Origin of the sequence: Trichocoleus sp. ST-U2, assembly GCF_039961875.1 — a bacterium.
Classification (GTDB): domain Bacteria; phylum Cyanobacteriota; class Cyanobacteriia; order Cyanobacteriales; family FACHB-T130; genus FACHB-T130.
In genome coordinates, this window is record NZ_JAMPJY010000031.1 from 55,763 (window position 1) to 75,337 (window position 19,575).

Consider the following 19,575-nt stretch of genomic DNA (forward strand, 5'->3'; position numbering starts at 1 on the left):
ATGAAACACGTCTTGCGTTCAGCATCCTAATCTATATGGCGATCGCTATAATACTAATTTAAATTGGTATCAGAACAGAGATGGGGGAATTCGCCGCCTGAGAACGAAGCCGGAATCTCTCAGGCACACACCTACTACTTCCATACCACTAGATGAGGGCATTAGCCATCGGGATTTATGCGATCGCTTCGGCATCAGTCCAGTCAATGTTGGGGCAAGGGCTAAGCAAAAAAACTTGACCACTGTAGCGTTTCTCGAACAAGAGACAGGCTGGAGGTACGTCGGCCAACTCTGGTATCCGCCTCAATAATTAGGCTGTTTATTAGCCCAAGGATTCTTTAATTAAGGTGCGCTCGCACCTCACCTACCACACTCCAAAAACTCCACAGCCAATCAGACGTAACTAGCTAGGTTCCTCTGAGACTTTAACGACCAGTTTTCCCTTCTTGTTGCCGTCGAAAAGTTTTAGGATTGCTTTCGGTGCATTTTCCAAGCCCTCGACAACCTCCAGAGCATATTTAATTTTTCCCTGATTGAGCCACTGTCCAAGGTCGCTTATCGCTTCAGACAATCGGGGAATATAATCGAGGATAATAAACCCCTGCACACGAACACGCTTTATCAGAATCTTGCTGTAATTATAAGGACCGGGAACAGGCTCTGTTGCATTATAAGTTGAGATTAAACCGCATAAAGGAATACGTGCGTGCAGATTAATTTTTGTCAACACGGCATCAAGAATAGAACCACCAACATTATCGAAATAAACATCAATTCCTCTGGGACAGGCTTGAGCGATTGCGCTTTCCAAGTCAACGGTTTTATAGTTAATCGCTGCATCAAACCCAAGTTCTTCAACAAGCCAGCGGCATTTCTCATCAGAGCCAGTTATTCCCACCACCCGACAACCTTTAATCTTGGCAATTTGTCCAACAATGGAACCAACTGCTCCTGCTGCGGCTGACACAACCACAGTTTCTCCAACTTTTGCCTGTCCAATATCCAAAAGCCCAAAATAAGCCGTGCAACCCGTAAGTCCCAGGGGCCCCATAAATGTGGTGAGCGGACAGGGCAAAGGGTCAGGTAGTCGCGTGAGAGAAAAGCCACTGTTCCCTTCAGCGATCGCATAATCTTGCCAACCCAGCATACCCGAAACCAAATCTCCCTGTTTAAAATTTTGATTCTTAGACTCTTCAACCACACCGATAATACCACCGCGCATGACTTCCCCTATTTCAACGGGAGGCATATACTGCTCCATGTCGCTCATCCAAATGCGATTGGTGGGGTCTAGCGAAAGATAGATAGTCCGTACCAATATCTCACCTTGTTGAGGGGTGGGGATTGGTTCTTCCCGATACTCAAAATCGCTTTCCTTGATGTCACCAACAGGACGAGATGCCAAGCGTAACTGCCGATTTATCCCTGTTTTCATAGCTTTATCCTTGAGTAGTCCTATTCATAAGTACCTGTATAGCCTCACCAGTTTTTTTTCAAAAACGGTAGCCCAACATTCGGAAGTACAGCCCCCGTCGGGCATGGAGCTCTACATGGGTGCCGTCCTCGACGATCTCGCCCCCCTGCATCACAATAATTCGATTGCAGTCTACGGCGGTTTCGAGTTGGTGCATGACCAAGCTGATGGTTCTGTTGTGACGTAGACGCTGGAGGGCCTCTATAACTTATTGCTCGTGCTTCAACTCCAGTGCGTTCTTAAGTTCGTTAAGGATGAGTATAGGAGCCTTAGTGACGAGCGTCGGTGCGATCATCGCACGGGCACTACCGCTGCCCGCCCGAAAGGTTTTGACCGCCCTCAGTGACCAAGGTATCATACTGTTCCGGCAAGGTTTCGATGCACTCAGCTACCCCGGATTCGACCGCCTCCTCCCGAATCTCGTGGAACAAAGGATTTGCACTGGTGAATAAAAGTTCTGAGATCAGCGTAAACCGCTTCTATTTCAAGGAAGTTTTGGTTGCGTAGGTTAGCCATAAAGGGGAGCATCCCAATTGTGCAAATGTATCCCACAAGCAGGGGAGCAGGCGAGAGAATAGATTCAAATTCTCCTAGATCCCTGATTTACAAAAACGAGATGCTCAAGAGCCAGATTACCAGGCACGGTGAATTGCCAACCCAAATTCGGCCGCAGCACGGTACAACATAGATCGCTGACGATTTTTGAGCGTCCGCTTCTGATTGTGCATTAGCGATCGCGCCTTCTGTTGAGTAGAGAAAGCCGGAGTTTTTGTCGGCTGAGTGCTTTTAGGGGTTGGGGTTGTGCCAGTTTGATAGTAAACGCCGCGATACTTCAGGCTAACCGTTGGTTGCAGCACTGGCGGCTTTTTCAAATTGCGGAATCTCCAATCTAATCCCCGGTACTTCCCACCGACTTCACCTAAAGTGGTTTCAACTTCTGAGGGATTGTATTCGTAGCTAACACCGCGATAGTAAAGTTTCATAGTTTCACCTTTTGAATGAATGTAATGGGTTGGGTTCAAGGCGAACGAAGGCGCTGACTCGACATTTACCTCGTTGTTCTCATTCTTCAACAGACATTCCATTTAGACCACGCAAGTTCCTTGAGTTAAAGCTGCAACTTATCGTGAAGCGTAGTATTCTTCAGAAAAAAGGGCACTGATTAATAAGTGGTTTGCAATTCGCACAATAAGGATGCAGCCCGTTATAAAAAAGACTCGCTTTGCCCTTTAATCCGGTAATTTGCTTATGGATGCCAATGCCAAGAAATCCAAGCGCAGTAGAGTTGCCTTGGCACGAGTCAGAGGAGTCATTCTGTCGCCTCATGGATGGCAGCGATTTCAAGCGGCAAAACAGCAGGCAGAATCGGAGGAAACCTGGGGTAAGCGGTTCACGCAGGAATATCTCAACGAATGCACAGACCTATCCCCCAATACCCTAGCCCGAATCCTTAATCGCGAACTTGGTGTCGCTCGGCAGTTGCTAGAGTTCCTTTTTCAGGCATTTGGGTTGGAGCTCACAAACGCTGATTATGCACCCCCTGTCGCCGCCTGTAAAACGTTAGAGTCGCAGCGAGAAGAACCGCAGCAGGACTGGGATAACTGACGGGGTGACAACCCCGTTAGGGATAATGCTCCAACGGCTGTTGTACTGTTTGCTGGAGGCGGTGGGGTAGAAGCTGGCATGGTCATGGCTGGTGTTAGACCCGTCTTGAGCGTGGAATGCGACCCCAGTCGAACAGAACTCTCTGCCGCACTTGCTGCCTCGTTATCGCTGAACTTCAAACCCTATGGCACGAAGGTCGTTCAACAAACGGTTCAAGAACTCGCTCTTGGCGGTTTCCCCGGATTCCCCCAGCCGGATTATCTGCACGCTTCTCCGGTCTGTTCAAACTTTAGTAATGCCCTGGGAAACGGCACCGAGCAATCAGTAGACCGGGAAGCAGCAACTGCTGTAGCCACTGCGATACGAGTATTGCAGCCCAAATGTTTCACGCTGGAGAACGTATCGGGGTACCGAAAATCCAAATCATGGCAGATTATTCAGGATGAGCTTGTAGGGTTGGGATATCAGATAACCGCCGCAGTGCTAGATGCGGCAGATTATGGGGTTCCTCAGTCTCGAAAGCGATTGATTGTCAAAGCCGCAAGGGGAAAAGCGCCAGGGCTACCACCGGGGCAAGGTCGGGTGGGGTGGTATCGGTTTGTTAAAGATTTAATCCCGTCGCTGCCCCCATCTCAACTTCTCCCAAATCAACAGAAGGTACTCGAGGAGAAGCTGGCGATTTGTCCAGAGGTTCCAGCTCTCTTGATTGAGCGAATCGGGTATAGGAACGTTTTGCCGAAACTGAGGGAACCCACGGAGCCAATCTGGACGATTAAGAGAGCCATCTTTACAGACCAGAGGCAAGGGGTTCGCAGTCGGTTTATTGATTTGTGGTGTTCAGATGGCACGGTTAAGAGATTAACGGTGGAAGCAGCAGCGCGGCTTCAAGGTTTCCCTAACTGGTATTACTTACCCGAACCAATCGATGTGGCAGGCTCGCTTCTGGGTTATAGCGTACCGCCGCACTTCGCACAGCAACTTTACTCACCTTGAGCGATCGCCCAAGGTGAATTGGAATCGTTTGTTAGTAGCTCGACGAGATTGTGGACAGGTTAAAGAATGCCATCGCATCCTTCAACTGTCAGCTTAGTGATCGTTCATTATAGCGTTTCTCGGTTATGTGAGGTACATTCTCAAAGCTGGAAAGCTTGAGAATAGAGAATCTTGGCGTACCTCCCTCGTGTAAGAACCGCTATATCCCTTCAGTTCCTTTAGCAGGTGATCCTGCTGAGATACAGTCAATTTCTCTAACTTTTGAGCCAACTGAGCTAGATCAGGAGTCAAAGAGGTTTCCGGCTTTTGGGGTTGGAATGTCTTAAATAACATTTCATCAATCGCCTCTTCAATTGGCCGCCGCTTTTCTTCCGGCATGCATCGGTCATATATTGTCCTCAAGGTTTTGAGTGTCTGACCTATTGCAGAAGCCAGCGACTCTTTTTGTTGATCGGTGAGTTGCACCTGATAAGCCCAAGTCGCCTAAATATAACGCGTGGTGTGAGGTGAGATATACGGTTCTGTCCCAAGAACTTTTAAGTGACAAACGATTTGTATCGTTCGTATTTCCCTAAGCACTCACACAAAAGATTGCTTCAATAAACTTGGCTTGAGACACAGTGTCCCCTGTGTCGATTCCGTTCACTTGCCCTTTGCGAATCATCTCCATCGCTTCAATTCCGCTCAAGGTTCGTCTGGCGGTGTTGAATCGAATGAACCCCATCATTGGTTTAGTGATTCGCTTGATGGCTCTATGATCCTGTTCAATCACGTTATTCAAATATTTCACCTGCCGTAGCTCGGTCTGAGCTGCAATTGTTTTACCCGCTTTCAAGGCTTCCATTGCGACTGGATAGGCAGCATTCTTATCCACGTTAATCACTCGTGGCGGTTGAGTATGCTGGGCTTTGAGCATTTGACGAAAAAATCTTGCAGATGTCTTGCCATCCCGCTTCGCGCTCAACATAAAATCTAGGATATTCCCTTCTGAATCCACAGCTCGATAAAAATACTTCCACGCTCCCTTGACCAGGATATACGTTTCATCCAGCCGCCACGAATCGTTCGTGAGACTCAAATGGGGATGAATTCGTTTGTCTAACGCTGGGGCATACTTCAACACCCATCAATTGCTCGTAGAGTGCTCCACTTCGACTCTTCGCTCTGCCATCATCTCCTCCAAATCTCGATAGCTTAAGGCGTAGCGGCAGTACCATCGGACATTGAGCCGGATAATTTCCGGCAAAAAGTGCCGCCACTTAAACACAGAAGGAGTAGACATAGCAGGGAGAGAGGGCAAGTATAAGCTTTCCTACCTTACCATTGACCTGTTTTTGCGACACAACCTCAAGTCGCGCAGGCAAACTCGGTATCGTGCAGTTCCTTGCAGTTCACAGCGAAGCTCTGGAGCAGAACAAAACACCAAGGCTTCGATAAACGGAATCTGCCCTCTACTTCGGCAGGCTCTTTGCCGTTCTAGCAGCGATCGCAACTTTTTAGCTTTGGGGTTGGTTGCAATTAGCGGGTTGTTGCTGGTGTGGAGTCTGCCCTTTGTTTCCCAAGTCCAGGTTCCTGCATCGTCAAACAGCCGCCCAGGATGACTTTTAATCTCAATTAGGAAAACTCCTACGGAGTAAAGACAAGCAGATCAACCTCATTGATACTGCCATCCGCCGCAATAAACTCAAAATTAGACCAAGCTCGATAAGGCTCATGTGCAGGGAACTGCTGACGCACGAAGTCTAGAGCCTCCCGCTCCCACGGGAAGTTTGACTCAGTAATCGTGTTCCAGTTGCTCGAATTATTCATTCCAATCTGTACAGTGATAGACAACCCTACCTAAATCTACTCTCTCAAAGGGTAGTGTATCCCCGGCAATACACTATACAAAGAGCGCAGCAAAAGACTGAACCCCATCTAGCATTTAACTTTGTTGCGGTAGAGTAAGAGACAGTTCTTCTGCTCACTCCGCATCTTCGTCCCGTTCAAGAACATCCAACGCTTGCTGCAACGGCTCTACCGTTGGCAGTTATGACTACCATTTCGGTTGACGGCAAAACTTAGCTTCATCTCAGGAGAATGAGGGATGTCGTCTTCCCACCCTGACAGGATAGGATAGCCATCCGCTAACTCTCTTTTGTCAGTTTATCCAACTCATCCAACAATCTAGCAATCCGCTCTCTCTTTTTTCTCTCACCCCAAGTTTTGCTCTTCTGTAAACGCTTACTGATTTCACTCAACCGCTCAAGCATAATCCTCTGTGGAGTTGATTCTGATTGAGGCTTGAGTTCTTTAATATGTGCCTTGATTTCGTTGAGCGATAAGTTCTCAGCAATTGCCAACGAAAGCAAATCAGACCGAAGCTGTTCATCCTTCACCCGCGCAATCGCCATCGCTTTCGTGTACTCAAGCTCTCCCTTCCGTAGCGCTTCTAGCACATCCGATGGAAGATTCAATAGGGGAAGACGACTAGAACGAAAGGTTCCAGCATTGAAACGTCCTATTGAAGATAGGAGTGACTCAATCTTCTCCAATTGAATCAGAACGTTCTGATTCAACTCAATTCCTCGTTGTTTAGCGTTATAGGACTGGTGGAGAACAGACACCACCTCGCTCTTGTCTAATTCCAGAACAATCGCCAGCAGCTCCAGTACACCCTCCGTCTCTTCCAATGGGTTCAGGTCTTCTCGCTGAAGATTCTCCATTAAGGCAATTTGGAGAGCCTGCTTATCATCCAGAGCGCGGGAAACGATGGGAACTTCTGTTAATCCGGCATCGCGAGCAGCTCGGAGCCGTCGTTCCCCGGCAACCAGCTCGTACTCCCCAGCCTCAAGAGGACGAACTAACAAAGGTTCTAAAATGCCATGCTCCTTAACTGACTCCACGAGTTGAGCCAGCTTGTCAGGTGCAAAATAGCGACGGGGTTGCTTCAAGGGGTGGCGAATCTTATCGATTGGCGCTTTTGAAGTGGATGGCTCTGAAGGTTTACTAAGGTAAGCATCCAGCGTCTTTAGCTCTGGAGCCGTTCGCCCGGACTTCTTGACAGCCATTAGTCTTTCTCCAATCTCTGAGCAATAAATTCAAGGAGCGGCACAGCCGGATGCTTAGGGTCATAAACGGCTAGCGGTTTTCGCTCCATCGAAGCATCAGCAAAAGCGATCGCTCTGGGAATCGCCGGAAAGATAGGCGCTACCCTGCCGAGTTGCTCTTTTATACCATCTAGAATGACTTTCCCTTGGCTAGTGCGGCTCTCGTGCATCATCGGAACTACACCAATAATAGCCAGTTCTGGATTAATGCGTTCTCTTACCTGACGAATAGAGTCGAGAAGGAGTTCTACACCTAGAAACGCTTTGAAGTGAGTCTGAATCGGGACAAGTACATGGGTTGAAGCCACCAGACTCACAATACTGAAAATTCCCAGTGTAGGAGGGCAATCAACCAGTATGAAATTATAGTTGTTCTGAACAGACGAGAGAACTTGCTTAAGCCTCCATTCACGAGCGAGCGCGGAGTGAAGCTGTACCTCGGCGGCGGAAAGGAGAATGTTTGAGGGAACTAAATCCATGCCATGAAGCTGTCGATGAACTGGGAGTGGAGCATCTTTCAGTAATGCGTCCGCGATCGTTTGCTCCAACTCAAACGGTTCTAAACCCATGAATGCAGTTAGCGATGCCTGTGGATCAATATCAACTAGCAACACATTATGTCCCCGTTGGGTAAGCTGATAACCTAAGTTCTGTGTCAGGGTGGTTTTACCTGTTCCACCCGCCTGATTAAACAGGGAGATAATCTTGGGCACAGGCTGATACAGTAGCAACACAGGGTAGTTTAAGGCAGTTTCCCCCTTTCCTCTATTATTAGTTACGCTTCTTTAGCATTGATATCTCCTATTCCCAATTTCACAAGAATCGGCTATTCAGAAAGCCCCGGCAAGTCCAAAAGTTCCACCGCCCGTCGCTTCACCGCTTCGGGTCTTCTGTCGTAGCGGGAACTGGTACTGGGGTCGGAGTGCCCCGCAAGGCGTTGAACCGTTACTAGGTCCACACCCGCATCTAGCAGGTCAGAGATAAAAGTTCGGCGGAAATCGTGGGTGCTGAAATCAGCAACACCCGCCTCTTCTCCCCGTTTTTGCAGAATGAATAACACGGACTGAGAGGTGAGCCGTCTGATGGTGACTCGCTTGCCTTTATTAACCGGACACAACAGCGGTCCAGGGGCGTCGCCCCGAACCGTTAGCCAATTTAACACCACCTTCAGCGCTTGACTCGACAGGTACACCGTCCGGTCTTTCCCTCCCTTCCCATCGCGAACTTCAATCGCTCCCTTTGAGGGGTCAAAATCACTCAAATCCAGATTGACTAACTCTCGGCGACGCACTCCAGACCCCCGCAAGAGGGCAATCAATGCCGCGTCCCTTGTCCCAGTGGGCGTGGAATCGTTTTGGCAGACTTTAACAAGAGCCGCAATCTCGTCCCGACTCAAAGCGCGACCTCTCAAACCTTTGCTGCCGGGAACTGGGCGCAGGTCAGTCGCTAACTTATAGTCTTTTTCCGAGAGTAACTCCAATTTGAGAGCCTCCTGCAACACTCTTTTCAACGCCGTTAGCATTTTGTTGACTGTGGCGGGGCTATACTTCTCTATTAAAACAGCCCTCACAGCTGCCGTATGGTGGTAGCGCAACTTGGTCCAATCGAGAGTCATCGCATCACACTCTCCAGATGTCAGGATTGATGCGATCGCCGACAGAGACCCCCGCATCGTCTGTCTTGACCCCATCCCCAAAGAAGCCAGGTATACATAAGCTGGGTGTCGGGTGAGCGGCAGCGGTATCGTCAGTGCCAATTCTGACTCATTGGGTGAAGAAGCAGTTTCAGAAAGGTGACTCATAATTACTTGCTCGGAAAGCCTTTCTAGAAAGCTATTTTCTCATGAAGTTAGTTCGCTTGGGATAACTCTATTGGGTGCGATCGCACTCTGGAATCTTTGACATAGTGCTACAGCAGTTTATTCAAGTTTCCCCTAGAACTCCTAAGACTGAAAGCGATCGCACTCTCCATCTGTCACTTTTTTCTAGGGAATTTATCATTAGCTGGTTGGTATGCGCGGTAGTGCTAAGTAAGTAATGATGCATTGTAATAATGGATGAAATACTAAATAGCACCGATATTGGTTATCTAACGACTTTAAAAATGACTCGGTTTTCCACACCAAGCAAGACACTCGTTGTCTCAAGGTGTTATTGAAGCGCTCTTCGGTAGCTGGTGAGAGCCTGTTTCCTTGCCGACTGCTCAATGGCGTTTGCTCGGCAGAACTGCCCCATAGGCTGCCCAAAAGTTTGTGTATGCGATCACGAAGACAGTGATCTTGGCGGAGGCAAAGATTCCCATAATTTATTTATGGTGAACTGCATCCTCTGTTCGCATGGCACTCTAAATAGTTAAAACTGCCGATCATCTCATGCTAGCAGTAAGTTCATTATCAGAAGAATGGCGAAATACGCCATTAGAGCCGATGGCTTTAAGAATTTCACCCTGAACTTGCAGGGGAGCCATCGCAGCTAACTTTACTACATCTAGCTCCTCCTCAGCCATGAGGCAGTGCAAGTGAAGATAGGCATGGGGGGAAACTTGCCTTAGTCCAGAGCGAAGTTTATCAAAAATTTCGATTCCAGCGTTCTTTTTGCCTTTTCTGAAGCTGCTAATTGTTGAAGTAGGTATGCCAGCAGCCTCAGCAAGCTCTTTTGCCGTGAATTCATCCTTGTATTTGTTAAGAATCCAGTCGAAGCACTCGTGAGTCTGCATCGCAATTAATTTGTCGATTAGGTAATTTTTTACACTATAATTTGCGGATTGACTAATTTAACCAAATTTAATTAGTCAATACGCAAATTATAGCTCGATCTTATGGCGCAATACTACCCGTTAACCCTAGAGGATGCGATCGCTAAATATACCAGCGGCGACATTACAGCTAAGGGGTTACTTCATTTTTACATCTTGATTAGATGCAAACCTGGCTGGCAAATCAAGCTTGAGCAGGAAAAAACTTGCAACCTTTTGGGGATTAGCAAGGCAGCCTTTTATAGCGCTGTCAGCCGATTAAGAACAGAGGGCGCAATTAAATGGGAGGCACCGAGGGGAATCCTAGTGTCAATAAGCAGCTTAGTCTGCGAACGTGGACAAGAGTCCACGATCGTAGAATCAGAGTCCACGATCGTAGAATCAGAGTCCACGATCGTAGAATCAGAGTCCACGATCGTAGAATCAGAAACTTCAAAAAGCCTGCTGGGTAAAGGTTGCAGCAACCCTCCATATTTTTATCAACTTTTTATCAACTCTCTCTCAGAGGCAGAGAGAGAAAATTTTTTGGAATTTGGAAGAAAGAGGGCGGCACAGATGCCGAAGCCTCCAGAGCTTCCAGATAAATGGATCGCCGCCAACTGGGAAGAACTTAAGAAACTGTGGCTCAAGCAGCTGACACTGGCACAGATGCCAACAGTAAATGAGGAGCGCTGGGCAAACGACCCCCGTCGCGACGAATGGATCGCCCAAATTCGGCTGGGGAAACCGCGCTGGATTGCTCAAGGAGAGCCAGCACTTACCCGTGAGGAACGTAGAGCATTTGCAGACTGGGCTGATGCTAACGGGTTAATATGGGGGGCTAAATCATGAATCTCCCAAAGTTACCCCGCGACATCATTCGTCCTGAAGATGAGCCAGGACGTGACAAGGAACTATGGCAACCGAACTGGAAATGCTTTTGCTGTCATGACACCGGCACGGTTCAACCCTACCTAGTGCGGATGGTGATTGACGGATATCGCTGGGAGTCAGACAAAATTCCCGTTTGCCAAAATCCTAGTTGTATTGCTGCGTCGGGCATTAGTCAGGGTCTGGAACCTTATTTGGATTATCGGCTAGATGCTGCTATTTGCCAGCAGCTTGATTTAATCGACCGCGACGGCTGGCGCGAGACACTGCGAAATGCGAATCAGCGGCTCAATACTCAGGCTTTGGCTCAAAAGATGAATCTGAGGCAGCGCGATCGCAGTTCAACGGAAGAAATGGAAGCACGACAGCGCCACGCCTCGGCCAGAGAGGGTTGGGGGAGTGAAGCGCAGTCTGAAGAGGAGCGGCAGTGGCTTGTTGGGAGGAATGCAGAGTGAATCCTTTTTCAAGCCCAAATGAGTATGAATTGTGCCTAAATTGTGGCGGCTTGGGCATTGTACAGGATGAGAGCGGTTGTCTGCATCAATGCGATTCCTGCGGTGGAAATGAGCTAGTTCTAAATCCTTTTTATGTAGATGAGGGGCTTGAGTGCAGCTGTGCTGATTGGGTGATTCGCCCTGAAGAGTGGGAGTTGATGGTGATTACTTCTGGCGAATTGAAAGACTTAAAAGTGGATTATCGCGTTGAGGGGTGGTGTCCTCGCTCACGTCACTGAGTGAAGGTTTCGGTTGTTTCTGTTGCAGTCAAATCGTTTCAGGACGTTGATAAAGAGTTTTAGGAGTGGACAGGGTTAACACTCAACTATTGTCAATACTTACTCAGCAGTCAAATTAACTATACTCTTACTAATTTAGCAGAGCATCTAGGAAACATTATTTATGAGCAAATAAATCGTTATTTGAGACGAGTCAAACTGACGCCCGCCTACTGTAGGAGACTCCTAAAACTCTAATCCAAATCTATGAAAATGCTTATGTAATTTTTGATAATACATATTATAAAAAGATATAAAAATATTGAATTAACCAGATAAAAATACAGTGGGAATGAACACAAAAAGATTTGGGGAATCGGTTTAGTTAACTGTGTTTATGTTAACCCAGGAATGTGTTAATTTTGGGTAATTGATTACCGCATTTACAATCCAGATGGAGATAGAAAAAGTAAACTCAACCATATAGCAGAGATGCTTCAAAGCCTCGTTTATTATAAGATGCTTTCTTTTCGGAGCGTTGTGATACATAGCTGGTATGCCACCAATGAATTAATTCAATATATTGATGATTTAGGCAAGTCTTACTATTGCCATTTGAAGAAAAACCGCTTGGTTGATGATACAGCAGGTGTTGAAAACTACAAATTAATTGAATCACTAAATTGGAGTAAAGAAGAATTCAAACAAGGTAAAATAACTAAGATAAAGACTTTTCCTCAAAATAAGAAGGTAAAACTCTCCCTGGAAATTGTCTCTACCGACAAAACGGAATATTATATTGCAAGCAACAATTTAACTCAAGATTCTACGGATGCTGTATAAGAGGTGTGCGGTGTGCGTTGGAAAATTGAGGAGTTTCACGCCCGAAGTAAAACAACTAACTGGTGTAGAAGCGATGCCTTTGTCGCCAAACCCGTATCTAGAGAAATCATATTGCTTGTGCCATCCTGTCTGGCTAAGACTTAAAGATTTAGCATATCAAACAGGCCAAAGTGTTTATCAACTTAAACACGGATTGCTCTCAAACTATTTAATTGCTCAACTCAAGCGTCCTTCGCTAGCCATGTCCTTGGTCTACAGCTAGAATCGCGATCGCGTGTGACATTTGCGTAAGTCCTGTTCTAAGTTCTTGAGGAGAATAGAATTGGGTAATTATCGGATTTCCAAGGCAACTTCCCTATATGCTTTATCGGCGAGGATACCAGAGCCATTAAACGATGTCTTGGATGGTACCGTAAAATAGACCCGCCGTTGTATGGGGCGGAAGATTCGCAAGGAAGTCTTGGTGTCGCTACGCTAGCGATAGAAGCTATGTTGGAACGTGTCGAGGCCACTGGAGGGTGGAGAGAACTCGCATCCGAAGAAGAACTACGAGAGTTGCTAGGATTGCACAACGAGTGACCCAGCTCCTGTAGCAACTTATGCCACACTGCTCTAAAGCATGACCAGCGTAAGAAACTAGAAACTCGAAATAAGAACCCAACTTTACTCTATTGGGAGCCAGGAAATTAACTCAACACGTTGCCAACCAGAACAATTCCCGACCTTAACCATGACGAAAGATTTTGACGATCCCAAAACCCTAATCGATGACTGCACTCCGGTTCCTGAAGAAACTTTAGACTGGGTAACAGCTTTACAAGGTAAACAGATTACGGTGCGGGAGTTGGAGTTTGGAGAGGACATTCAGAAGCTTCTGAAACCAGCTCACTTTGAAGCGATTAAATTTTCCAACTTAAGGATAGGAACTGATGAAAACGGAATTAAGATTGAAATCCGCGTTCGCGAACATCTTTCCTGTCCAGAGTCAGCAAGGAAGGCTTTCGCGTTAATAAATCAAGCGAGGCAGCAGCCTATTCATTACAAGAAGGTTAATGGTGTCGATCGCCTATCGTGCAAAGGGGGAAAGCCCAACAACAAGGATAGCGATCGCGCCAAGGCAAACAGTAACGTAGCTCGCGTTGGGTGCAATGGGAAAAATTCTAACCGCAATCCCAAGAAGAATAAAAAGGCGGAAAACTACATAACAGCAGCCAAGTACCTACCAGACCTCCTACGAGAGAACGGCGACATTCTGGTTAAGCCCGATCAACAAGAGAGATTTGCCCAATTCAAGAAAAAATACAGAACCCAGGCTCTATGGATGGAGTATTACCTTTTAGGAAGCTCAGACATTCTAATCGAGTCGGGGTTAAAACCTCCCACTGAAAGGCAGCATAAACCCGGCAAGATATCTGCGAATCTTCATGGACTTATCCAGGATATGTGGTCAGAGGCAAAAACCCAGCAAAATTCGCTGTGCGAATGGATATTGGCTTTCGATTGCCCATCTCAAGCCTGGTTGACTTTGGAGGCTATCTTACTACTCAAGCAATGGGACGAAAACACCCCCGAAAATGGGTTCCAGCTATATCAAGCGGAGCAGACTACCCTGAAGCGGCTTAGAGAATTCAAAGGGATTAAAGCTAGTTTGCTCTACTCAGACAACGAAGACGAAAACGTTTTATCTCTTGAGGAAGCTTTGTCCGTTACCCTCATCCAATTACTGGAATCTGGAGTTGAGCTAGTCCACTACAAAGCCTACATGCAAGCCAGAACAGCACAAGCCAATGTCGCACGTAAAGGCGAAAAAGGCAAGCGTTCAAACAAAGGGTTTGGTACGTCAAAATAATTTAATGAATGCTGGTTCTGTCATTAAACTTCATATTGTGACGATAAATTTACAAAAAACTCGAAAATTGTACGCTTCTAACACGAGCCAAAAATAGGCTGATAGTCTGAGCCAGTAACTAAAAAGAAGAGCCAATACCTAGCTTTAAAGCCAAACGAATAAGCCTCGCTACTAGGAATTCAACGTAACCGGACTGGCAAAGTTTGGCAGAGTTTAATACCTAGTTTCAGGGATACCCATTGGTTTGCCTTCCTAGCTCACTTGATTTGGGTGTAGGGTAGAAAACTTTGGCTCTTCAAAACCCTATTGAAGCGTACAGATAACTATGAACAAGCCAAAAAAAATCAAAAGAAAAGGTAGGCCCCGCTTAGAACACGAGAAAAAGCAGAGCTGTAAAGGAAGGAAATCAATGCGAGGTCAGCCTGAAGCCTATGACGAACTCAAAAAAATTGTTTCTTTGAGTCTTACCCCAACTGCTTTGGCAGGATTAGATGAGTCCAGTGCCCGTTTAAATATTTCTCGCAGTGAATTGGTTGAACGAATTGGCCGGGGTCTGCTTACAATCGCTGAACTAACAACGAAGACCGAGTGAAACTTGCGTTTCTACTTGAACTAGAGGTCTGGAGCTACTAAGTAAGAGCTAAATGACTCGCCCTCCCTCGATGAGTAAAAGGTTGCTTCAATCCTTAGCCTTTAATAAACCCGAAAAAGCAGATGATTAGGATTTATTTAATACCTAAAATTTATTGGTTATTCACTCATTATTTATTATAAGTTCTAGCGTTTAGAAGCTGAAAACAACACTCAAAAAGGGCTGAGCATTTATATAAGGAATTGCCGCAGGCACCGATGAATTCATTCGCTTCGATGACAGGGAGCGCTGTTTATAATAAATAAGAGGTGAAAGGAAGCTAGAGATAAAAAATTGAGGCATTCTTAAATCATTGAAGCCATAAATTCGGAGCTTTTAAATAATAGCTCAATGGCAAGCTTAACTTTTTTGTGTACCATCAGAGGCATTTATTATGCAAGAATCTCTTACTTGTTGGTCAGTATTCGAGATGTATGAAGAACAAGTTCGAGCGATATATCCAGAGTCAAAAGCTAAACGAATTATTAATGAATTTCGTTGCGCTACCCTACGGTTTTGGTTATCGCAATTAGGCTTTACTCGGGCAACATCAGGTCGAAAGATGACAAAAGCCGATATTGAGGCAGCTAAAAAGTTTTTAAAAACGTTAAAAGTTGAAGTATTGCTCAGCGCCCGTCAAACAATACAGCAGGCTTTCCAGAGTCAAAAAGCGTCTATTGCCAGCCAAAACACTTATGGAAATCGATTTAACCAATTTTTGAGTTGGAGCGAACAACAACAGTGGTGGCCAGCTAGAGGTTCGCGGCGGGCGAGAGTGAAACAGCAATCCTGTCCATCCATGAAGAGTCTTTATGGCGATACCTGCAACACTCCCTTGATTGAGCGGAGGACAGTGCATCAGGAATACACGCTCAAGCCTCAAGACACGCCTGCTGCTTTACAAAAGGAATTGGATGACTTTCACCGATATTTAACTGACCCAGAGTGCCCGTTCCGTGTGATTGACCCAATTAGCGAATCATCCGCATTACAGTACGTTAGGGATATACGTCTAATGCTTGGCTGGTTTTGTTACTGCTGCACCCCGCCAATTGCGTTAGAGCAAGTGCGTTTGTCACATTTGATTGCTGTAGTTAGGCAAGAAGATTTAGAACATCTCAATAGCAAAGAACAGGTAAAACTGTGGAAACAGCATAAGCAAACTTTTGAAACTTGGCTGTGCAGTTATTTTCGTTTCTTGAGAGAAGTCCTCCACTCGAAAAGTCCTTCTACCAAACGCAATAAGTTAGGGGCGCTTTTAGCACTGGCCAAGTTTCTCTACACCAGTGAGGTGGAGGAAGACGCGGATTACCAGCAAATTCCTCTGTTCAAATCGCTCAACAACCACTTAAGTTCAGTAAGAAAGGACATCAGCGAGTGGGTCAAAAATCGGCAGTCGGTTGCAGATTTTGAGAAGAAGTGGCCGGATACGGCAGAGGGCGAGACAGCTCTAGCAGTGGTTAGAACCAAAATTGTAGAACCGTTGCGTCTGGAGTGCCGACCCAGAAACAGCGGAGGTCGATTTCGGGGAGGCTATGCCATTGCCAAAAGCTATCAAGATTACTTAAAGTGGTCGCTGCTTGCCGACATCCCCGCAAGGCGACAACAAGAATACCGCACTTTAAGAATTGCGCTGACTTGTCCTGTCAAGCGTCCAGAATCCGTGCCGCCTGATGGTTTGTACCATCCCCTGCCGCCTGCTATTGTGCGTGAAAAACATTGGGATGGCACAATTAAGGACAATTATCTCTATAAAACCTATGTCCACGAGAAAAAGCAGTATCCTCAAGGGGTCTGGGTGCTGGACATTCAGCAGTACAAAACCCGCTCGACTCACGCTGCTCAATCGATAGTAATTCCCAACCGCCAGTTGGCTGACGGGAGTTGCTTCTATGATTACCTAGAAGGCTATTTGTACGGCAGTTGGCTCAGTGAGGGTTACAAAAATCGACAGGTCTATGATTGGTGGCAACTAGAGTTAAAGGGGCAGCGGGGACGCTGGGTGACAAGTGGACGAGCTGAATTCAATCCAGGAGATGCTTGCTGTCTGCCAACGGGTGTTAATTCGCCTCTGTGGTCTTGGGGCTATGTGTTTGTCCTCCCCAAACTTGGCATCGAAGCCGATATTCCAGGGTTTGGTTCCTCGTTTGAAGTTACCTCTCATCGTTTTATTGGTAAGCGGATTTCACCCCATACGATGCGCTATATCTGGGCAACTTGGGCGTATCAAGTCCGGCTGGATGACGCCCAGACTCGGTCGTTAGCTTATGCGATGGGACATAAGGTGGAGACATTACGGGGAATGTATGAGCGCTGTACTCCCGAAGAGAAGCGCCGACCGATTGAGGAGGCGATTGAGGAGCTGTTGTTTAAACAGCCGCCATCCCCTGAGTCGAAGCAGGAAGCGAACGCCCAATGGGAAACGTTGCTTGCCCAGTTGCAGAAGTTAAGCCCGGTCGAGCGAGAGCAGCTGATGTCCATGCTGGAAAAGTAATGGGATTAGCTATCTTGACGGATGGTGGGTATTCCAGGGGGCAGGCTTGAGCGTTTGGATTGTCATTCCAGCCCCGACTTTTTTTCGTTATTGTTGGGCGTGGGCGTACTAGAAGTAAGTCCCTGGTTGGTGGGATTGAAGGCGAGCGCGCTGGTTTGCCCTTTGTATAGCAAAGGAGAAATTTGAGCCGCCGGGGCAAAGAGCAGCCATGAAAAGCTTTTCAAATAAAGCATTCCAGCGCTCACCATCAGTTGATGTAGACTTATGCACCAAGTCAACTTAACTGTCCCGCTCTCAACTGAAAATGGGACAGTTGATGTTGAAACCAGCTTGATTTTGCGTTAATATCGCCCACTGACTGTAGCTACCTCAATCACCAAAAATCGGAGAGTTGCTTTTAGCGACCATTTTTCCCCCCTGCTATACAAAGGAATACTCCCAAATCAAAAAAATCAGTAAGCCGAAGGGAGAATCGCTCTGATTGATGCTAAATGCTTGTAGATAGGGAGATTAAGCTAGCTTTCACTTCTGGATATTCATAAATACCTACCTATGCGCGTATTTAACCAAAGATTGGGTACAGGGTTATTAAAAAGCTCTAGTGCTAGAGGAAAAGACGCCAAGGAGGAGAGCGCTCGCTCGTTATCATCTAGCCATCCGCACTTAGAGCAGTCCCAGCGCACGAAGGGTGGCTTCTTCATCTCAAAGAGCATCTGACAGCAGGGACACCTGCCCGTAAACATGGGGTGATAATCCAGCAGCCTTAGCTTTGACTCTGGTGTGAATCGTTGCTCCAGCATGGGCACTGATTTACTGTCATATAGTTAGTTGCTCCAGCACGGGATCGTCATTAACAAACCTCATTCCTTTTTGTGCCCACAGTTCAAGAGGTTCAACAGAGGGTTGAAAGTCGAGGCGGCGATCGCCCGCTTGACTTCGGCGCTCCGAAGTCAAGCTTCACCCGCCAGGATGGCCGGGAGCCGAGAGGGTGATTGCTATCTAGTTCCGTGGGATGCATGGCACAAACTATCAAAGGATTGCAAAGATTGAGCTGGCAGCGATCGCGCGCTCTTATCTTCGCCATAGTCTCGCAGTTGGTTTACTCAGTTTCTGCCAGAACTGAAAGCCATCGCTCCTTTGATAGGAGTGAGATCGCTCCAAGCACGCTGCAACTACATCGAACGTTGAACGACATCTAAGCGCTCGCTCTGTTGCAAATCTTTGAGAATATGAAAACATCCAGACCCAAACAGATGTAGCACTTCCTGCGCTCTGGTCATGGAAACATAAAGCTCTCACTGGGATCTGGTTTGACAATCGCCAACGCCTCTCCTGCTGCACCCAAGGAATCAACACCGCTTTAAATTCCCAGCCTAAAGCAGACTCAGCAGTAACGATTCTGACGCCTTGGTGCTGAGTGCTGTAATCCGACTTATCCGGGTTGACCCAATCGGAGCCGAAACCCAACCATTCGAGCTGCTCCATTCAATAATCGAATGGGGTTTGTTCGTGTTGACCTTTGTAGCGATAGATGATGCGATGTCTTTGGGTTGGAAACCGTTTCCGATAAGTGTCTGAAGCGAGCGCGATCGCCGCTTCAACCTCAGCCGAACGATTGGGTATACAGATGCCGTATGGGGCATTGACCATTCCGTAGCGCAGCACTCGGGGAAAGATAACCAGAAAAGTTACATGATTAGCTGACGCCCAGCTGACGCACCTCGCATGCGATCGCTTACAGCCCTTTAGGCATGAAAACAGCGAAGTGAGGCATTAGCCCTAACGCTGACAAGCCAGCTCGCTCCTCCTCTTGCATTCTGGGCTAGTTATAAGTAAATGCGATGACAGTGATTCGGATTCCTGAAGGGTCAAAAGCTAGACAAATATTAACAAATGTAAATATTATGAAATGGAAGGCGAAACAAACCTCGCTTTATTCATACCGAACTTAAAAAATTCAAACCCCGCACTTATAAAAACATGACCACAACCTTACAGAGACGCGAAAGCGCCAACGTATGGCAACGGTTCTGCGATTGGGTCACATCAACCGACAACCGCCTGTATGTAGGCTGGTTTGGCGTCCTGATGATCCCAACCCTACTGTCCGCCACCATCTGCTTCATCATCGCCTTCATCGCCGCTCCCCCCGTGGACATCGATGGCATCCGCGAACCCGTAGCTGGTTCCTTGATGTACGGCAACAACATCATCTCCGGAGCCGTAGTTCCTTCCAGCAACGCCATCGGCTTGCACTTCTA

20 protein-coding genes and 4 pseudogenes are annotated in these 19,575 nt (G+C 47.0%); 11 read left to right on the top strand and 13 right to left on the bottom strand.

Annotated elements, in window-relative coordinates:
* Positions 1–403 precede the first annotated feature (403 nt).
* Positions 404–1,435 (bottom strand): NADP-dependent oxidoreductase, encoded by a 1,032-nt coding sequence (locus tag NC996_RS19325; RefSeq protein WP_190685279.1) that lies wholly within the window; start codon positions 1,433–1,435, stop codon positions 404–406.
* A gap of 293 nt (positions 1,436–1,728) precedes the next feature.
* On the opposite strand from NC996_RS19325, the gene NC996_RS19330 reads away from it, so the two are divergent.
* Positions 1,729–1,926 (top strand): hypothetical protein, encoded by a 198-nt coding sequence (locus NC996_RS19330; RefSeq protein WP_190676308.1) that lies wholly within the window; start codon positions 1,729–1,731, stop codon positions 1,924–1,926.
* 180 nt (positions 1,927–2,106) lie between these two features.
* Here NC996_RS19330 and NC996_RS19335 read toward each other — a convergent pair whose 3' ends face one another.
* Positions 2,107–2,457, bottom strand: a complete 351-nt coding sequence (locus tag NC996_RS19335; protein WP_190685282.1) for a DUF4278 domain-containing protein — start codon at positions 2,455–2,457, stop codon at positions 2,107–2,109.
* Between the two features lie 265 nt (positions 2,458–2,722).
* On the opposite strand from NC996_RS19335, the gene NC996_RS19340 reads away from it, so the two are divergent.
* Both NC996_RS19340 and NC996_RS19345 read left to right on the top strand, forming a co-directional pair.
* Complete coding sequence (locus NC996_RS19340; protein WP_190676312.1) at positions 2,723–3,079, top strand: hypothetical protein; 357 nt, start codon at positions 2,723–2,725, stop codon at positions 3,077–3,079.
* 45 nt (positions 3,080–3,124) lie between these two features.
* Positions 3,125–4,072, top strand: coding sequence for a DNA cytosine methyltransferase (locus tag NC996_RS19345; RefSeq protein WP_277879743.1), 948 nt, complete (start codon positions 3,125–3,127; stop codon positions 4,070–4,072).
* Positions 4,073–4,195: 123 nt separating this feature from the next.
* Here the strand turns inward: NC996_RS19345 and NC996_RS19350 are convergent, their stop codons facing one another.
* The 9 genes and pseudogenes from NC996_RS19350 to NC996_RS19390 all read right to left on the bottom strand — a co-directional run bounded on the left by NC996_RS19350 (position 4,196) and on the right by NC996_RS19390 (position 9,876).
* On the bottom strand, positions 4,196–4,537 hold the full coding sequence (locus tag NC996_RS19350; protein ID WP_190685287.1) for a hypothetical protein: 342 nt from the start codon (positions 4,535–4,537) through the stop codon (positions 4,196–4,198).
* A gap of 106 nt (positions 4,538–4,643) precedes the next feature.
* A pseudogene (locus tag NC996_RS19355) lies at positions 4,644–5,354 on the bottom strand (IS6 family transposase).
* A gap of 30 nt (positions 5,355–5,384) precedes the next feature.
* Entirely contained in the window at positions 5,385–5,687 is a 303-nt protein-coding gene (locus NC996_RS19360) for an NERD domain-containing protein (protein ID WP_347277786.1), read from the bottom strand.
* Between the two features lie 11 nt (positions 5,688–5,698).
* Positions 5,699–5,881 carry a hypothetical protein gene (locus tag NC996_RS19365; RefSeq protein ID WP_199302437.1) on the bottom strand — a complete coding sequence of 61 codons (183 nt, stop codon included), beginning with the start codon at positions 5,879–5,881 and terminating at the stop codon, positions 5,699–5,701.
* Between the two features lie 317 nt (positions 5,882–6,198).
* A complete protein-coding gene (locus NC996_RS19370) occupies positions 6,199–7,122 on the bottom strand; it encodes a ParB/RepB/Spo0J family partition protein (RefSeq protein ID WP_190675834.1) in 924 nt (307 codons plus the stop codon).
* Positions 7,122–7,895 (bottom strand): ParA family protein, encoded by a 774-nt coding sequence (locus NC996_RS19375; RefSeq protein WP_339380293.1) that lies wholly within the window; start codon positions 7,893–7,895, stop codon positions 7,122–7,124. The genes NC996_RS19370 and NC996_RS19375 overlap by 1 nt, the downstream gene beginning before the upstream one ends.
* A gap of 92 nt (positions 7,896–7,987) precedes the next feature.
* A complete protein-coding gene (locus NC996_RS19380; RefSeq protein ID WP_190675831.1) occupies positions 7,988–8,962 on the bottom strand; it encodes a tyrosine-type recombinase/integrase in 975 nt (324 codons plus the stop codon).
* Between the two features lie 263 nt (positions 8,963–9,225).
* Positions 9,226–9,423, bottom strand: a pseudogene (locus NC996_RS19385) (IS1 family transposase); the annotation flags it as partial.
* 102 nt (positions 9,424–9,525) lie between these two features.
* A complete protein-coding gene (locus tag NC996_RS19390) occupies positions 9,526–9,876 on the bottom strand; it encodes a helix-turn-helix transcriptional regulator (RefSeq protein WP_190675830.1) in 351 nt (116 codons plus the stop codon).
* Positions 9,877–9,978: 102 nt separating this feature from the next.
* Between NC996_RS19390 and NC996_RS19395 the strand changes: the two genes are divergently transcribed.
* The 7 genes and pseudogenes from NC996_RS19395 to NC996_RS19425 all read left to right on the top strand — a co-directional run bounded on the left by NC996_RS19395 (position 9,979) and on the right by NC996_RS19425 (position 17,314).
* On the top strand, positions 9,979–10,746 hold the full coding sequence (locus tag NC996_RS19395) for a hypothetical protein (protein ID WP_190685290.1): 768 nt from the start codon (positions 9,979–9,981) through the stop codon (positions 10,744–10,746).
* A complete protein-coding gene (locus NC996_RS19400) occupies positions 10,743–11,240 on the top strand; it encodes a hypothetical protein (RefSeq protein WP_190685293.1) in 498 nt (165 codons plus the stop codon). The genes NC996_RS19395 and NC996_RS19400 overlap by 4 nt, the downstream gene beginning before the upstream one ends.
* Positions 11,237–11,518 (top strand): hypothetical protein, encoded by a 282-nt coding sequence (locus NC996_RS19405; RefSeq protein WP_190685296.1) that lies wholly within the window; start codon positions 11,237–11,239, stop codon positions 11,516–11,518. The genes NC996_RS19400 and NC996_RS19405 overlap by 4 nt, the downstream gene beginning before the upstream one ends.
* Before the next feature lie 114 nt (positions 11,519–11,632).
* Positions 11,633–12,602: pseudogene (locus NC996_RS19410) on the top strand (transposase).
* A 468-nt stretch (positions 12,603–13,070) separates the two neighbouring features.
* Positions 13,071–14,189: a hypothetical protein gene (locus NC996_RS19415; RefSeq protein ID WP_190685299.1), complete on the top strand. Its 1,119-nt coding sequence runs from the start codon at positions 13,071–13,073 to the stop codon at positions 14,187–14,189.
* 325 nt (positions 14,190–14,514) lie between these two features.
* Complete coding sequence (locus tag NC996_RS19420; RefSeq protein WP_242037529.1) at positions 14,515–14,781, top strand: hypothetical protein; 267 nt, start codon at positions 14,515–14,517, stop codon at positions 14,779–14,781.
* Positions 14,782–15,214: 433 nt separating this feature from the next.
* Positions 15,215–17,314: a hypothetical protein gene (locus NC996_RS19425; protein WP_190685302.1), complete on the top strand. Its 2,100-nt coding sequence runs from the start codon at positions 15,215–15,217 to the stop codon at positions 17,312–17,314.
* 816 nt (positions 17,315–18,130) lie between these two features.
* Here the strand turns inward: NC996_RS19425 and NC996_RS19430 are convergent.
* Both NC996_RS19430 and NC996_RS19435 read right to left on the bottom strand, forming a co-directional pair.
* The gene (locus tag NC996_RS19430; protein WP_190685305.1) at positions 18,131–18,268 is read right to left on the bottom strand and encodes a hypothetical protein; all 138 of its coding nucleotides are present in this window, start codon (positions 18,266–18,268) and stop codon (positions 18,131–18,133) included.
* 531 nt (positions 18,269–18,799) lie between these two features.
* Entirely contained in the window at positions 18,800–18,964 is a 165-nt protein-coding gene (locus tag NC996_RS19435) for a hypothetical protein (RefSeq protein ID WP_190675814.1), read from the bottom strand.
* Between the two features lie 330 nt (positions 18,965–19,294).
* Here NC996_RS19435 and NC996_RS19440 point away from each other — a divergent pair.
* Positions 19,295–19,575: pseudogene (locus tag NC996_RS19440) on the top strand (photosystem II q(b) protein); the annotation flags it as partial.

Excerpts from the sequence above, each read along its gene's own strand:
- NC996_RS19415 (WP_190685299.1), top strand. The coding sequence starts at position 13,071 with ATGACGAAAGATTTTGACGATCCCAAAACCCTAATCGATGACTGCACT.
- NC996_RS19370 (WP_190675834.1), bottom strand. The coding sequence starts at position 7,122 with ATGGCTGTCAAGAAGTCCGGGCGAACGGCTCCAGAGCTAAAGACGCTG.
- NC996_RS19420 (WP_242037529.1), top strand. The coding sequence starts at position 14,515 with ATGAACAAGCCAAAAAAAATCAAAAGAAAAGGTAGGCCCCGCTTAGAA.
- NC996_RS19425 (WP_190685302.1), top strand. The coding sequence starts at position 15,215 with ATGCAAGAATCTCTTACTTGTTGGTCAGTATTCGAGATGTATGAAGAA.
- NC996_RS19390 (WP_190675830.1), bottom strand. The coding sequence starts at position 9,876 with ATGCAGACTCACGAGTGCTTCGACTGGATTCTTAACAAATACAAGGAT.
- NC996_RS19325 (WP_190685279.1), bottom strand. The coding sequence starts at position 1,435 with ATGAAAACAGGGATAAATCGGCAGTTACGCTTGGCATCTCGTCCTGTT.
- NC996_RS19380 (WP_190675831.1), bottom strand. The coding sequence starts at position 8,962 with ATGAGTCACCTTTCTGAAACTGCTTCTTCACCCAATGAGTCAGAATTG.
- NC996_RS19365 (WP_199302437.1), bottom strand. The coding sequence starts at position 5,881 with ATGAATAATTCGAGCAACTGGAACACGATTACTGAGTCAAACTTCCCG.
- NC996_RS19395 (WP_190685290.1), top strand. The coding sequence starts at position 9,979 with ATGGCGCAATACTACCCGTTAACCCTAGAGGATGCGATCGCTAAATAT.
- NC996_RS19330 (WP_190676308.1), top strand. The coding sequence starts at position 1,729 with ATGAGTATAGGAGCCTTAGTGACGAGCGTCGGTGCGATCATCGCACGG.
- NC996_RS19335 (WP_190685282.1), bottom strand. The coding sequence starts at position 2,457 with ATGAAACTTTACTATCGCGGTGTTAGCTACGAATACAATCCCTCAGAA.
- NC996_RS19340 (WP_190676312.1), top strand. The coding sequence starts at position 2,723 with ATGGATGCCAATGCCAAGAAATCCAAGCGCAGTAGAGTTGCCTTGGCA.
- NC996_RS19435 (WP_190675814.1), bottom strand. The coding sequence starts at position 18,964 with ATGGTCAATGCCCCATACGGCATCTGTATACCCAATCGTTCGGCTGAG.
- NC996_RS19400 (WP_190685293.1), top strand. The coding sequence starts at position 10,743 with ATGAATCTCCCAAAGTTACCCCGCGACATCATTCGTCCTGAAGATGAG.